Origin of the sequence: Thiemannella venezuelensis, assembly GCF_014203605.1 — a bacterium.
GTDB lineage: Bacteria > Actinomycetota > Actinomycetes > Streptosporangiales > Streptosporangiaceae > Planomonospora_A > Planomonospora_A venezuelensis.
The window spans coordinates 177,249-189,797 of record NZ_JACHJJ010000001.1; the positions used below are offsets into that span (position 1 = coordinate 177,249).

The 12,549-nt window shown below is 72.8% G+C and carries 14 protein-coding genes; 7 read left to right on the forward strand and 7 right to left on the reverse strand.

Annotated features, from left to right (window positions below):
- Positions 1 to 92 precede the first annotated feature (92 nt).
- From FHS22_RS00985 to FHS22_RS00995, 3 genes are all read right to left on the reverse strand, one after another.
- Positions 93 to 797, reverse strand: a complete 705-nt coding sequence (locus tag FHS22_RS00985; RefSeq protein ID WP_221473076.1) for a DUF2625 family protein — start codon at positions 795 to 797, stop codon at positions 93 to 95.
- Between the two features lie 749 nt (positions 798 to 1,546).
- The gene (locus tag FHS22_RS00990; protein ID WP_184937444.1) at positions 1,547 to 1,948 is read right to left on the reverse strand and encodes a DUF4189 domain-containing protein; all 402 of its coding nucleotides are present in this window, start codon (positions 1,946 to 1,948) and stop codon (positions 1,547 to 1,549) included.
- Positions 1,949 to 2,182: 234 nt separating this feature from the next.
- On the reverse strand, positions 2,183 to 2,716 hold the full coding sequence (locus FHS22_RS00995) for a DUF6463 family protein (protein WP_184937446.1): 534 nt from the start codon (positions 2,714 to 2,716) through the stop codon (positions 2,183 to 2,185).
- Positions 2,717 to 3,005: 289 nt separating this feature from the next.
- Here FHS22_RS00995 and FHS22_RS01000 point away from each other — a divergent pair, with 289 nt between their 5' ends.
- From FHS22_RS01000 to FHS22_RS01010, 3 genes are all read left to right on the forward strand, one after another.
- Positions 3,006 to 4,235 (forward strand): serine hydrolase domain-containing protein, encoded by a 1,230-nt coding sequence (locus FHS22_RS01000; protein WP_184938309.1) that lies wholly within the window; start codon positions 3,006 to 3,008, stop codon positions 4,233 to 4,235.
- A gap of 127 nt (positions 4,236 to 4,362) precedes the next feature.
- On the forward strand, positions 4,363 to 4,767 hold the full coding sequence (locus tag FHS22_RS01005; protein WP_184937448.1) for a hypothetical protein: 405 nt from the start codon (positions 4,363 to 4,365) through the stop codon (positions 4,765 to 4,767).
- A 43-nt stretch (positions 4,768 to 4,810) separates the two neighbouring features.
- Positions 4,811 to 5,968: a serine hydrolase domain-containing protein gene (locus tag FHS22_RS01010; RefSeq protein WP_184937450.1), complete on the forward strand. Its 1,158-nt coding sequence runs from the start codon at positions 4,811 to 4,813 to the stop codon at positions 5,966 to 5,968.
- A gap of 39 nt (positions 5,969 to 6,007) precedes the next feature.
- Here the strand turns inward: FHS22_RS01010 and cutA are convergent, their stop codons facing one another.
- The 3 genes from cutA to FHS22_RS01025 all read right to left on the reverse strand — a co-directional run bounded on the left by cutA (position 6,008) and on the right by FHS22_RS01025 (position 8,155).
- Entirely contained in the window at positions 6,008 to 6,352 is a 345-nt protein-coding gene (gene cutA / locus FHS22_RS01015; protein WP_184937452.1) for a divalent-cation tolerance protein CutA, read from the reverse strand.
- A gap of 178 nt (positions 6,353 to 6,530) precedes the next feature.
- Positions 6,531 to 6,773, reverse strand: a complete 243-nt coding sequence (locus tag FHS22_RS01020) for a hypothetical protein (protein WP_184937454.1) — start codon at positions 6,771 to 6,773, stop codon at positions 6,531 to 6,533.
- Positions 6,774 to 6,979: 206 nt separating this feature from the next.
- The gene (locus FHS22_RS01025; protein WP_184937457.1) at positions 6,980 to 8,155 is read right to left on the reverse strand and encodes a hypothetical protein; all 1,176 of its coding nucleotides are present in this window, start codon (positions 8,153 to 8,155) and stop codon (positions 6,980 to 6,982) included.
- Positions 8,156 to 8,422: 267 nt separating this feature from the next.
- Here FHS22_RS01025 and FHS22_RS01030 point away from each other — a divergent pair, with 267 nt between their 5' ends.
- Complete coding sequence (locus FHS22_RS01030) at positions 8,423 to 9,364, forward strand: oxidoreductase (RefSeq protein WP_184937459.1); 942 nt, start codon at positions 8,423 to 8,425, stop codon at positions 9,362 to 9,364.
- 48 nt (positions 9,365 to 9,412) lie between these two features.
- Positions 9,413 to 10,021, forward strand: coding sequence for a TetR/AcrR family transcriptional regulator (locus tag FHS22_RS01035; protein ID WP_184937460.1), 609 nt, complete (start codon positions 9,413 to 9,415; stop codon positions 10,019 to 10,021).
- Positions 10,022 to 10,070: 49 nt separating this feature from the next.
- Here FHS22_RS01035 and FHS22_RS01040 read toward each other — a convergent pair whose 3' ends face one another.
- Positions 10,071 to 10,814 carry a DUF2306 domain-containing protein gene (locus FHS22_RS01040; RefSeq protein ID WP_184937462.1) on the reverse strand — a complete coding sequence of 248 codons (744 nt, stop codon included), beginning with the start codon at positions 10,812 to 10,814 and terminating at the stop codon, positions 10,071 to 10,073.
- Positions 10,815 to 10,889: 75 nt separating this feature from the next.
- Here FHS22_RS01040 and FHS22_RS01045 point away from each other — a divergent pair, with 75 nt between their 5' ends.
- On the forward strand, positions 10,890 to 11,495 hold the full coding sequence (locus FHS22_RS01045) for a TetR/AcrR family transcriptional regulator (protein WP_184937464.1): 606 nt from the start codon (positions 10,890 to 10,892) through the stop codon (positions 11,493 to 11,495).
- A 106-nt stretch (positions 11,496 to 11,601) separates the two neighbouring features.
- On the forward strand, positions 11,602 to 12,537 hold the full coding sequence (locus FHS22_RS01050) for a sensor histidine kinase (protein WP_184937466.1): 936 nt from the start codon (positions 11,602 to 11,604) through the stop codon (positions 12,535 to 12,537).
- Positions 12,538 to 12,549 lie beyond the last annotated feature (12 nt).

Below are 12,549 nucleotides of genomic sequence, written 5' to 3' on the forward strand. Positions count from 1 at the left end.
GGACCTCATGGATGCCGTCCGACCTGGGCCGGAAGACGGCTGTGGACGGTCCTGGACGATCGTGTTCTAACTCGTAATAAAGACGTCGTAGGTCAAGAAAGGCCAGGGTCGGGGAGGCCGAACCGCCGGGAGAACTCGCTATGCAGCCCCAGCAACTCCGCCAGCGGAACGGGGTGCCGATCGGTGGCGTCGATGTCGTTCTGGGCTTCAGCTGACCACAGGGGCGGTGTGAACGAAACACCCTGATCGAGAGCCAGCGTTCTCGTTTCCTGCTGCCAGCCCGACCAGCGGAAGCTCTCATAAAAGCCCGCCAGCCGGCCAGACAACAGCCAACGCAGCCAGTTCTCATAGCTGAGCTCCAAGGACTCCCACTCCAGACAGTCCGGAGCGAAATAGAGCACCTCACCGGGCTTGCCCGGTAGTGCACCGGCAGGGGCGACACCGCCTTTGATCGCGAAGACGCCACCAAGCACGTCATAGGCGATGATCAGCCGAGACGGCGCTGGGTGCGCGGAAGCGATCGTGGGCAAGGCACTCGCCCGCAGCAGGTCCGGCATACCGGGCAGGCCCGAGGAACCGCCGAGCACGCGCACCCAGCCATGATCGACCAGCAGGCCGCCGGAGTGCAGGGCCATGGCTCCCAGCCACGATCGCGCCGACACCTGTAACCGATGCAGGCACCTACGGCCTTGTCTGGCGTCCGCTGGCAACATCCTTGTGATCACCTCGCTGGAGGTGATGATCACCTCCAGGAGTGTCGGCCACGCCGGGTCGTCAACGGTGATGAGCTCTTCCATGGTTCGCACCCCGGCATGGTGACACGAAGGACTTGAGCAGGGTGGGAGCGGTATAGCAACGCCGTACAGCAACACCGCCTTACACGATCACACACCACCGACCCGCATCTACCGCCCGACCAGGGCGCGAGTCCGCCGACCTGGAACGCGCCCTTCCTGCGGATCAGAAGGTTAGGGGTCCGAGTCCTCTCGGCCGCGCCACACGAAGAAGGCCCTTGAGCAGGCATTACGCCGCTCAGGGCCTTCTTGCTTTCGGTGCTCACCCGGTCTCTTCCCCGCCTTCGGGAGCCACCGGCGTCTGCCGCCCCGGCAGAGCCCCGAGAGCCCCGAGATTGCCGCCGTCGCCGCCCGCTTGTCGCCCTCCACCAAGCGGCGGCGCGCCGCGCCGCCGGATCGTCCGGAAGGCTCTCGCCGACGGTGACCGCGTCCCCGAGAGCCTTCCGGAGCACCGCGTGAACGTGCTCGACTGTGTTGTCTCGACCGTGTTGTGAGGAGAGGGCGCCGCCGTTCCGTCCTCCGCCGGTCAGCGGCTCCCGACGGACCTTGGCGAGGTCGCCGACCGCAGGGCCTGAAACCGCGGCCTGCCGATCCGGGGCACACGGCAGAGATCGTCACCCGGTGGCCGTTGAGGGTGGGCGGCTCGGCCTCGACGGCGTGCCCCTCCGCCCACCCGGCGAGGTGCTCGGCGAACGCGATCGCGTTCCGGCCGGCGTACTCACCCCGTCAGGCGTTCACGCATCCGGTCAGCGTTATCGCTTGGTGCACTGGTATGCGATCCAGCGCCCGCCGCCGGCGTTGGCGATGGCGTTCCTCTTGGCTCTGGCGGGTGTGCTCCCCCGGCCACCCCAGTAGACGTTTCTCTTGGAGTTGTAGGCGACGGCACCGCAACCGTTGACGAAGGTGGTGAGGACTTTGCAGCTGGAGTGGCCGCACTCCCTCAGTGCCCGCCGCTTGGCGGTAGCCTCTGTTCCGTAGTCCCAAGACCTGCCGATATCGCCGTCCCGCGATACGGCGATGGCGCCGTAATAGTAACGTGCTGCACTTTCCCCCGTCGTAGAGGCAGTAGCTGCTGCGGGGAACGCCGCGGCCAGCGCCCCGCTCGCCATGAAGGCGCAGGCGGCGATGGCGGTGAGCTTCTTGCCTAACTGCATGGTGTTTCCCCTTCGTGTCGTCCGAGCGGACGGCAGTGTCGTGCGGATGAGGAGAGTCTGCGATGTGCCACTTGCAGATCACTTAAACCGATACGTCCAAGGGGAGCTCGTCCGCGAACCGCGCTCTGCCGGGGTGACCCGCTGGCCGAGCGGCCGCATCGCCGTACTCGAGGCCCCGACGCGGGGTGAGCTCGCTGCGAGGACCGGCCGGACCGGGGGATGGGAGTTCGAGGACTACGGGGACTGACGCCCCTCGTCCGTGGTGCGCTTCCCCGCCGTCCCAGGCGGACCGGCCGCGCCCGTCGGCCCGGGTCGAACCGGTCGGGACGGCGGGACGCGCCCAGGACCGGCCGCGGGGCGTCGTCCGGCGGTGATGTCCGCCGCGATGAGCAGCCCGGCGGGGACGACCGCGAGAAGGAAACCGCTCGGTCCGATCAGGCTGACGGCCAGCGCCGCCCAGGCGAGGAGCACCCAGCCGACGTACCCGGGAACGCGTTGTCCCTGCCCCCCCGCCCGTGCCACCAGTAGCCCCAGCAGCATCAGCACCACGGCGAACCCACCCGGCAGCGCCCAGAACGTCGCCACCGAGTCGCTGTCCGCGGCACGGTTGCGGAGGTCCCCGGCGAGCCAGCCGGACCAGGGGGCGAGGCGGGCGAACACGATGGTGTGCGCCACGGCGATCAAGATCATGGTTCGGCCGGCCCAGACGGTGAACCGGCTCGGGGGCGCGGCCGATGCAGGGGGGCGGGCCATGGGTGCGGTGCTCATGGTGCCAGCCTCTCCGGGCCGCGGGCCGGTGTGCTCCCCCGCGGGAGGGGTGCCGCTCCCCCGCTCCGGGGAGTGGCGCAGGTACGGCGCCGGTCGCGCGGTGCCGTGTCAGCGGCCGCGTCAGGACGGTGACGTCCCGGTATCAGCGCGGGCGGCGATGGTGGACGCCATGAACGGTTCGGCGGTCGCGCTTCCGCGGCCCGGTCCACCGGACCCGGCTCGCGGAGGCCATGGCCGCCGCGCCGGGGCCGGTCCCGCAGACCGAACACTGTGCGTAAGGAGATTCATGATGGAAACCGGTAACGGCGGCTTCTCCGCAGCGGGACTGCGCAGACTGCGCGACGTGCTGGCACGGCATGTCGAGTCCGGCAGGATCCCCGGGCTCGTCGCCCTGGTCGGCCGGGGAGGGGAGGCGCACGTCGAAGCGATCGGGACGATGCGCCACGGAGGTGGCGCGCCGATGCGCCGGGACACGATCTTCCGGATGGCCTCGACGTCCAAGCCGGTCGCGATGGCGGCGGCGATGGTCCTGCTGGACGAGTGCCGGTTGCGGCTGGACGACCCGGTGGAGCCGTGGCTGCCGGAGCTCGCCGACCGCCGGGTGCTGAAGCAGGCCGACGGGCCGCTGGACGACACCGTGCCGGCGCGGCGGCCGATCACCGTGCGGGATCTGCTGACCTCCACGTTCGGGCTCGGCATGGACATGACGGCGCTGGGCTCGCCGATCATGGGCGCGATCTTCGAGCGGGGGCTCACCCCCGACCTGCCGGAGCCGATGCCCGGGCCGGACGAGTGGATGCGCCGCCTGGGCACGCTTCCGCTGATGCACCAGCCCGGCGAGCGCTGGCAGTACCAGATCAGCCACGACGTGCTCAGTGTGCTGGTGGCCAGGGTCACCGGCCAGTCGTTCGAGACGTTCCTGCGCGAACGCATCTTCGACCCGCTGGGCATGAAGGACACCGCCTTCCACGTGCCCGCCGACAGGATCGACCGGCTGCCGGCCCTCTACGCCCCCGACCCGCGGACCGGGGAGTTCACCGTGTGGGACGAGGCCGAGGGCGGACGCTGGAGCAGCCCCCCGGCGTTCCAGGGCGGCGGTGGCGGACTGGTCTCCACCGCCGACGACTACCACGCCTACTTCCGGATGCTGCTCAACGGCGGGATGCACGGGAGTGAGCGGATCCTGTCCCGGCCCGCCGTCGAGCTGATGACCACCAACCGCCTCACTCCCGAGCAGCAGGCCGCCCGGCACGCCATGGCCGCCGACAACGTCCATCTGTCGTTCGGCCAAGGCCAGCACGGCGGCTGGGGCTTCGGGATGGCGGTTCGCACCTACCGCGGCGACTACGCGTCCGTCGGCCAGTTCGGCTGGGACGGGGGGAGCGGCACCTCGACCTACGCCGACCCGGACAAGCAGCTCACCGGCATCCTGCTCACCCAGGTCGGGATGTCCGTCCCGGATCCGGCGCGGCTCATCCACGACTTCTGGACCACGCTCTACCAGGCGATCGACGACTGACACCGGCCCCGGCCCCGCCTCCGGCGGTCCGGACGCCCCCGGTTCCGGCAGGACCGCATTCCGCCATCCGTCCGTTCGGCTCACTTCCGTACCACTTCCGAGATCAGTTCCGAAGGAGCGCACCACCATGTCCGTCACCCTTACCGACCAGAACAAGCTCACCCTGCGCACCGCCGCCTGGGGCGCCGTCTCGCTGATGTCCGCCGCCGGTGCCGCCGGTTCGGCCCACAAGGTCGCCACCCACGGCTCCATCGCCCTGACCTCCGCGACCGGCCAGGTCGGGCACGTGCTCGCCAAGGCGCCCAGGGGCGTGAAGTACGGCAGGACCGTGGCCGAACTCGCCGACCAGGTGCTGCCGGCCCTGACGGCGGCCATGATCCTGCTCAGGGAGCAGGCTCCGGCGGAGGCCGACGACTTCCGCAGGACGGTCGTCGTCGCCGTCGAAGCAGCCGCCCGCGCCGAGCAGGGTGAGCCCGGTCCCGCCGTGGCCGAGATGGCCCGCAAGATCACCGCGGCCCTCGACGCCGCCTGACGTACACCGACCCGCACCGCCACTTCCGAAGGAGCACACGACCATGTCCATCACCCAGGCCGGCCAGAACGAGCCCACCCCGCGGACCGGGCCGGACCGCCCGGAGCTGCAGAAGATCATCGAGGAGATCGTCGATTCCGGTTTCGTCGGGATGACGCTGCGGGTGAACGACGAGCGGGGCGAGTGGGTCGGCAGCGCCGGGGCGGCCGTGCTGGGCGGGACAGCCGAGCCGCCGGTCGACGGGCACGTCAGGATCGGCAGCACCACCAAGACCTTCACCGCGGCCCTGGTGCTGCGACTCGTGGCCGAGGGCGGGCTCGAGCTGGACGCCCCGGTGGCCGACCACCTGCCCGAGTCCGGTCTGGACGAGCGGATCACGGTGCGGATGCTGCTGCAGCACACCAGCGGGGTGTTCAACTTCACCGGCGACTACGACCCCGACGGGACGTACGTGCCGGGGATCGCCGCCACCACCGCGGGCAGGGAGTGGGTGGAGAACCGGTTCACGACCTACCGGCCGCAGGAGCTGGTGGAGCTGGCGCTGTCCAAGCCGGCGCGGTTCGAGCCGGGCACGGACTGGAGCTACTCCAACACCAACTACGTGCTGGCCCGGCTGCTGATCGAGAAGGCCACCGGCCACACCTACGCCGAGGAGCTGCAGCGGCTCGTCCTGGGGCCGCTCGGCCTGTCGGGCACCGCGGCGCCGACCACCTGGCCGGACGTCCCCGAGCCGCACGCGCACGCCTACTACCGCTACCAGGACGCGGGCCGGGAGGAGACGGTCGACGTCACCCGCCACAACCCCTCCTGGATCTCCACCGGCGGCGACATGATCTCCACCACCCGGGATCTCCACACGTTCGTCTCCGCGCTGATGGGCGGCAGGCTCCTGCCGGCCCCGCTGCTGGCCGAGATGTGCACGCCGCATCCCAAGGCCGGCTACGGCCTGGGAGTGTTCGTGCAGGACGCGGGCCCGGACGGCGGCACCGTCATCTCCCACAACGGCGGCATCGCGGGCCACGCGGCGCTGATGTACAGCACGCCCGACGGCGGTAGGACCCTGACCGCCTCGCTGAACTACGTGGACGACGCCGCGCTGTCCCTGGGAGAGGCGTTCCAGAAGGCGACGCAGAGGCTCGTCGGGGAGGTGTTCGGCGGCGGGCGGGCCGGCTCGGCCGACGCGGCCGGACCCGCTCGGTAGGCGGGGCCGTCGCGACCGCACGGGCCGGCGGCCCCGCCGCTACGCGCGGGGCTCCAGGCTCGTCTCCCGCCTGATCCAGCCGAGGTAGTCGTCCGTGCCGGCCGCCAGCGGAACCGCGACGATCTGCGGCACCTCGTACGAATGCAGGTCCCGCACCAGCAGGGAGAGCTCTCCGAAGCGCTCCGCGGTGGTCTTCAGCAGCAGCAGCCACTCCTCGGCCTGCCGGATCTCACCGTCCCACCAGTAGGTGGACGTGATCGGCCAGATCTTCTGCGCGTCCGCGGACATGCGCTCGGCCACCACCGCCGCGCAGATCCGGTCGGCCTCCTCACGGCTGCCGGCGGTGACGCGAACCTCAAGGCAGTCCGACGCGTTACGAGACATGCCGCCCACACTGCCGAACCCCCTCGTAAGGATCAAGCGGCGGCGCCGGGAACCGCCGGACGGATGATCGCGGGCGGTACCGCGCTCCCGGAGGCGTCCCGCGGCGCCGGGCCGTCAGGGGACGGGCTCCGGTGACCTGAGACGGACCGGGCCCCCGCGCGGGGGCCCGGCCGATCGGTCAGAAGTACCGGCCGCAGGGGTACTGGCCGCCTTCGTAGCTCCAGCAGAGCTCCACCGTGTAGGGGCGCCCGTCCTCGTAGTGGACCTGGTACAGGCCGGCGTCTCCGTACTCGTCCTGGTACGACCACCACGGGGGCATCGCGTGGGCGGGAGCGGCGGCGGTGGCGCTGATCAGGGCAGCGGCGACCGCGCCGAACAGCACGGTGGCGATGCGCTTGCCCGTCTTGGAGAATCGTGACATCGGTTGCTCCACTCTCGTTCTTCGGAACCGCGGCACAGTCCACCAACGGGGGCTTGGAGATCGGTTGGATCCGACTGGAGATCGCTGCAAGGCGCGAGGGCTCTCCGTGCCGGGGCCGGTCGGGAGGGCTTCCCGTGCGGTGGGAGCGGTGAACGCGCGCCGGATTCCGCCCGGCGCGCCGCGGACGACCGCGCCCGCCTGACCGGTCACCGCGCGCCGGCGGCTCCGGCAGGCGTCAGGGAGGGGCCCTCCAGGCGCTCGACGAGGTGCAGGTCGACCTCGGAGTGGTTGCGGGAGCGGTTGGGCAGGGTGTTGGTGACCAGGACGACGAGGCAGCCGATCCCGGCGTACAGGCCCAGCACCAGAAGGGGGCCGCCGGTATCGGCCGCCGGGAAGTACAGGCTGTCGCGCACGGCGCTGGTGCCGGCGCCGGGCGGCAGCGCCTGGCCGATGGCGCGGGCGGGGCCGGGCAGGAACTCGGGCAGGATGCCGGCGCCGGAGATGACGGTCCCGACGGTGAAGTAGCCCAGCCCCAGGATCGCGCCGGCCGGGCCGACGAGTGCGACGGCTCCGGCGGTGGAGGCGGTGATCGCCAGGGAGATCAGCGTGAACTCGGCCAGCAGCCGCCCCCTGTCGGCGCCGGCGCCGATGTCGAACCAGCTCATCGTCCACAGCACCACCGCGGCCGAGCCCAGGGCGTAGACGAGCAGCGTGGCCACGTGCCCCAGGCCGCGCCGGTAGGAGCGGGGAGTCAGGGGGATGAGGCGGCCCAGGCCGGTGGAGGCGATGGTGCCGCCCAGGGCCAGGGCCTGGACCAGGAATCCGAGGGCGGCGCCGTTGCGGTCGGCGGCGGGCAGCGGGACGACGTCGGAGACGGCGGGCGGGGCGGTCAGCGCCGCGACGGTGGCGGCGGGGACCGCCTGGCCCCGGTCGACGAGGGCCTGGACCTGCTCGCCGGTCTGCTCGGCGGTCGCGGTGGTGAAGGTGGTGCGCAGCAGGTTCGCCGCGGCCGGGCCGGCGGCCGAGGCCAGATACAGGGTGGGCCGCTCGGCGGTGAGGTCCACGCCGCCGTAGACCTCCTTGCCGCGGATCGCGTCGGTGAGCCGCTGCCGTGAGGCGTAGGCGGTGACGGCGAACGCGCCGCCCTCCTCCAGCCGCGCGGTCAGCGCCTGCCGCTGGCCGGGGGCGCCGACGATGCCGACGGGCAGGTCGTGCGGGGCGGGTGCGTGCCCGACGCTGAGGTAGTAGGTGTTGAGGACGAGCTGCAGCAGGATGCCCACGACGGACACGGCCAGGGCGAAGCGGGCGAACCGCCGCGCCGAGGTGACGCGGCCGGTCCGCGCCGTGCCGGGTTCGGGAGCGGGATCGGCGGTGGAGGACATCGCGGCGGGCTCTTTCCGTGACGGGACGTGAACGTTATGTCGCCCACAGTAGTTTTCCGGTAACAAACTGTTCGTCGCGTTCGCGTCTCGGTGTGCCCAACGCCGGGAATGCCGTCGACCGCCGTGCCGTACGGCCTCGTGCGGCTCGGGGGTCGCGGCCGCGCGGGATCGGTCCCGATGGCCTGCGGGGCTTGCCCGGGCGGACGCGGGTCTGTACCGTCACCAAGTGTACGGAACCGTTTCGTACACTTGGAGCGGAGGCGGACGATGGCACGCTGGACTGCGAGGGAGATCCCCGGCCTGGGCGGCCGGAACGCGGTGGTCACCGGGGCGGGCGAGGGAGTGGGCCTCCACACCGCCCTCGAACTGGTCCGGTACGGCGCCCGCGTCGTGATCGCGAGCCGGGACCGGGGGAAGGGCGAGGCCGCGGCGGCGCGGATCCGCGCCGAGACCGGCGGTAAGGGAGGGGGCTCCGTCGAGTGGCTCCCGCTCGACCTGGGCGACCTCTCCTCGGTCGAGCGGTTCGCGACGGGGTTCTCCGCCGCGCACGACGGGCTCGACCTGCTCGTCAACAACGCCGGTGTGATGGCGCTGCCCCGGGGGCTGACCGCCGACGGGTTCGAGCGCCAGTTCGGCGTCAACCACCTGGGGCACTTCGCGCTCACCGGGCTGCTGCTGCCGGTGCTGCTCGCCCGGCCCGGCGCCCGGGTGGTGACCGTGACCAGCGGCCTGCACCGCTCGGGGCGGATGGACTTCGACGACCTCATGGGGGAGCGCCGCTACGGCCGGCTGCGCGCGTACACCCAGTCGAAGCTGGCGAACGTGCTCTTCGCGCTGGAGCTCCACCGGCGCGTCACGGGCGCGGGCGCGGACCTCGTCAGCGCCGTCGCCCATCCCGGGGTCGCCCGCACCAACCTGGCCCGCACCGGCAACCCGATGCAGGGACTGCTGGTCACCCTCGCCAAGCTCCCGGCGCAGTCGGCCGCCGCCGGTGCGCTGCCCTCGCTGTACGCCGCCACCGCTGCCGGGGTCCTCGGCGGAGAGGCCTTCGGCCCGGACGGGTTCGCCGAGCGGCGCGGGCACCCCACCCGCATCCGCCCGGCCGCCCAGGCGTACGACCGGGTCGCGGCCCGGCGGCTGTGGGAGACGTCCGAGGAGCTGACCGGAGTACGCTTCTCTGCGTTCGATCGGGGCGAGGTGCGCCCCTGACCTCCCGCCCGCAGGGGCTCGGACGGGACAGAAGCGGAAGGACCCGGGATGACGGCACAGGGCGCGGGCCGGACGCCGGACGGCCCGGGCGCCGCACGGAACCTCAACCCCGAGCGGGAGCGGGCGATCCTGGACGCGGTCCTGGAGCTCCTGGCGGAGGTGGGCTACGACCGGATGTCCATCGACCAGGTGGCCCGCCTGGCCCGGGCCAGCAAGGCGACCATCTACCGCCGCTGGGCGGGGAAGGCCGAGATGGTCGCCGCCGCCATGCACGGCCTGGCGGTGGAGCACCAGCCGATGCCCGACACCGGCACCCTGCGCGGCGACCTGGCCGCCGGGCTCTCGATGTTCTGCCGGATCTACGAGCGCAAGCACGCCATCGTGCTCGGCCTGCTCCCGGCCATCCGCAGCGACCCGGCGCTCGGGCGGCTGCTCCACCGGCACATGCTGAAGTCCGGCGCGGACGAGGTCGTGGAACTGCTGGACCGCGCCCGGGCGCGGGGCGAGCTCGACCGCGAGCCCGATCTGACGGCGCTCGTCGAGGTCACCAAGGCCCTGCTCTGGCACCGGCTGCTGCTGACCGGCGAGCCGCTCGACGACGGGTTCGTCGCCCGCACCGTGGACGAGGTCCTCCTCCCCCTGCTCCGCGCAGGCTGACCCGCCCGCGCGGGCGCCCGGAAGGCACCCGCGCGGGCGGGCCGCCGGGTCACGCGGCCGCCGCGACCGGGGCCGCGGGCGTGAGCCGGTACGACGGCAGCCCCCGGCGCCTGATCAGCCACTCGGCGACGACGAGGTTGGGCAGCCAGCACAGGAACGGTGCCGCGTTGTAGGCGTTGGCGAACAGCGCGCCGAAGTCGGCCCCCGCCCCCGCGAACGGTTCCTGCACCATGATGAGGACGTTCGTCCAGGCGCGCAGGGTCGTTCCGGCGTAGGTTAACGCGTAGTTGCGGATCATCCACGCCCGGTGGTGGGCCACGTCGCCGCCGCGGATCGCCCGGTAGGCGCGCAGGGCGCTGTAGGCCCAGAGTACGGCCAGCGCGCCGAACCCGAAGAAGCCGACCATCCCGGCCGAGTTGAACGGCAGCATGCCCAGCGACGAGACGGAGCCCAGCGCGACCGCGCCCAGATAGAGGCGGCCGGCGTTGCGGTGTGCGGCGGGGAACCGCCTCCGCAGCCGGTGGGAGAACTGCCATCCTCCCAGGGCGAGAGCGAGCGAGGCGCTGACGACGTGCGCGTAGAAGAGCGCCTGCACCGCCGCCGGGGCGTCCGCGTAGGCGCCCGCCAGCCCCACGTCGTCGGCGGCCAGCGTGCGGAGGCTGCCCTGCGCGTAGGAGGTGAGCGAGTAGGCGGCGATGAGGAGCGAGGACAGGACGACCCAGGTCCAGCCGATCCGCGACCGCGGGTGGGGCCGTCGTGCCGTCGATTCCTTCGCCGCGGTACTGCCGGGCATGGCTCTCCCACCAATGTTTAAGGCATTCACAATGTAAACGTCTTAAACATAAGGGGCAATGTTAAAGTCGTCAACATGGCAGCCGGCGACCGCACCCGCACCTCGTACCACCACGGCGCGCTCCGGGAGGCGCTGCTCGGTGCCGCCCGCGGCCTGCTCGCCGAGCGGGGCGCCGCCGCCTTCAGCCTCAGCGAGCTGGCCCGTCGCGTGGGGGTGAGCGCCGCCGCGCCCTACCGCCACTTCGCCGACCGCGAGGCGCTGCTCGACGCCCTGGCGGACGAGGGCTACGTCGCTCTGGGCGCCGGTCTGGACGAGGCGGCCCGCACCGCTCCTGACCCCGGCGAGCGCGTGATCCGGCTGGGCGTGGCCTACCTGCGGTTCGCCGAGGAGAACCCCGCCGTCTTCGACATCATGTTCAGGGAGCGGCCGGGCCCGCAGTCGGCGGCCGGTCCTCCGGCCTTCCAGATCCTGGTCACCGCGGTGGAGCAGGCGCAGGAGGCCGGCGCGCTGCCCTCCGGTCAGCCGGCCCCGATCACGGCCCGGACGGTCTGGGCGACCATCCACGGCCTCGCCGTCCTGTCCGCGCGGGGGGGTTTCGCCAAGCTGGGCCTCGGTGAGGAGCCGTACCGGCTCATGGCCGAGAGCTTCGCGGTCTTCCTGCGGGACCGGCCCGGCCGATGACGGGCGGCCGCGCCCCGCGGATCCCGTCGCCGGCGGGCGCACCGGCCGGAGCCGCCCGGCACTGGCTAGGATCGGGGCACACGAGCCCTGGTTCCGATGGAGGACGGTGACCGAGCACCCGCGCCCGGAGGGCCGCCCGCGCAGTTCCCTCGCGGTGGCCGGGACGGCGCTGTCCCGCCTGGGGCGCCTGCGCGACCTGCCGGTCATCCTGATGCTGGTGTGGGTGGGGTGGCTGGCCGTCCCGTGGCCGTCCGGCGCTCTCGCCCAGGCCCGCGACGCGACCGGTCAGTCCCTGAGCACGGGCGCCTCGGCGGATCCGGCACTCGGCGCGGACGCTCCGGCCGGGCGGATCCCGCCTCCGGCCGCGCGGGAAACGGCCGCTCCGGGACGGGCGGACGTGCGGGAGCCGGGCCTCCCGGATCGGGCGGGGCTGGACGACCTGATCGCCGCGGAGCGGGCGCGCATCGCCGATGAGGTGCACGACGTCGCCGGGCACGGCTTCGCCGCCATCGCCATGCAGGCCGGGATCGCCCTGCTCATGCTCGACGAGCGGCCCGACCGGGCCCGCGAGTCGCTGGAGGCGATCCGCTCGACCAGCACGCAGGCGCTCGGCCGGCTCCGCTCCGCGCTCGACCTCATCGACGGTTCCGGGGCCGCGGACCACGACCTGTCCCGGCTGATCGGCGGGGTGCGCGCGGCGGGGCTGCCCGTGGACGTGGAGCCCGCCGAGCCGGACGTCCCCGCCCACCTCGAAGGCGCCGTCTACCGGGTCGTGCGCGAGTCGCTGACCAACGTCCTGCGGCACGCCGGTCCGACCAGGGCGCTGGTCCGCGTCACCGGCGACCCGCGCGAGCTCGTCCTGGAGGTCGCCGACCGGGGGAGCGGCCCGTCCGGCGCGCCCGAGGGCCGGGGACTGGCCGGGATGCGGGCCCGGGTGGCGGAGACCGGCGGCACGTTCAGCGCGGGCCCCCGGGAGGGCGGGGGCTTCCAGGTGGTGGCCCGCTTCCCCGCCGGCGCCGTACGGCCCGCGGGGACGGCATGACCCGCGGGCGCC

Bases quoted from the DNA above. Each gene is read 5' to 3' on its own strand.
- FHS22_RS00985 (WP_221473076.1), bottom strand. From the start codon at position 797: ATGGAAGAGCTCATCACCGTTGACGACCCGGCGTGGCCGACACTCCTG.
- FHS22_RS00990 (WP_184937444.1), bottom strand. From the start codon at position 1,948: ATGCAGTTAGGCAAGAAGCTCACCGCCATCGCCGCCTGCGCCTTCATG.
- FHS22_RS00995 (WP_184937446.1), bottom strand. From the start codon at position 2,716: ATGAGCACCGCACCCATGGCCCGCCCCCCTGCATCGGCCGCGCCCCCG.
- FHS22_RS01000 (WP_184938309.1), top strand. From the start codon at position 3,006: ATGGAAACCGGTAACGGCGGCTTCTCCGCAGCGGGACTGCGCAGACTG.
- FHS22_RS01005 (WP_184937448.1), top strand. From the start codon at position 4,363: ATGTCCGTCACCCTTACCGACCAGAACAAGCTCACCCTGCGCACCGCC.
- FHS22_RS01010 (WP_184937450.1), top strand. From the start codon at position 4,811: ATGTCCATCACCCAGGCCGGCCAGAACGAGCCCACCCCGCGGACCGGG.
- cutA (WP_184937452.1), bottom strand. From the start codon at position 6,352: ATGTCTCGTAACGCGTCGGACTGCCTTGAGGTTCGCGTCACCGCCGGC.
- FHS22_RS01020 (WP_184937454.1), bottom strand. From the start codon at position 6,773: ATGTCACGATTCTCCAAGACGGGCAAGCGCATCGCCACCGTGCTGTTC.
- FHS22_RS01025 (WP_184937457.1), bottom strand. From the start codon at position 8,155: ATGTCCTCCACCGCCGATCCCGCTCCCGAACCCGGCACGGCGCGGACC.
- FHS22_RS01030 (WP_184937459.1), top strand. From the start codon at position 8,423: ATGGCACGCTGGACTGCGAGGGAGATCCCCGGCCTGGGCGGCCGGAAC.
- FHS22_RS01035 (WP_184937460.1), top strand. From the start codon at position 9,413: ATGACGGCACAGGGCGCGGGCCGGACGCCGGACGGCCCGGGCGCCGCA.
- FHS22_RS01040 (WP_184937462.1), bottom strand. From the start codon at position 10,814: ATGCCCGGCAGTACCGCGGCGAAGGAATCGACGGCACGACGGCCCCAC.
- FHS22_RS01045 (WP_184937464.1), top strand. From the start codon at position 10,890: ATGGCAGCCGGCGACCGCACCCGCACCTCGTACCACCACGGCGCGCTC.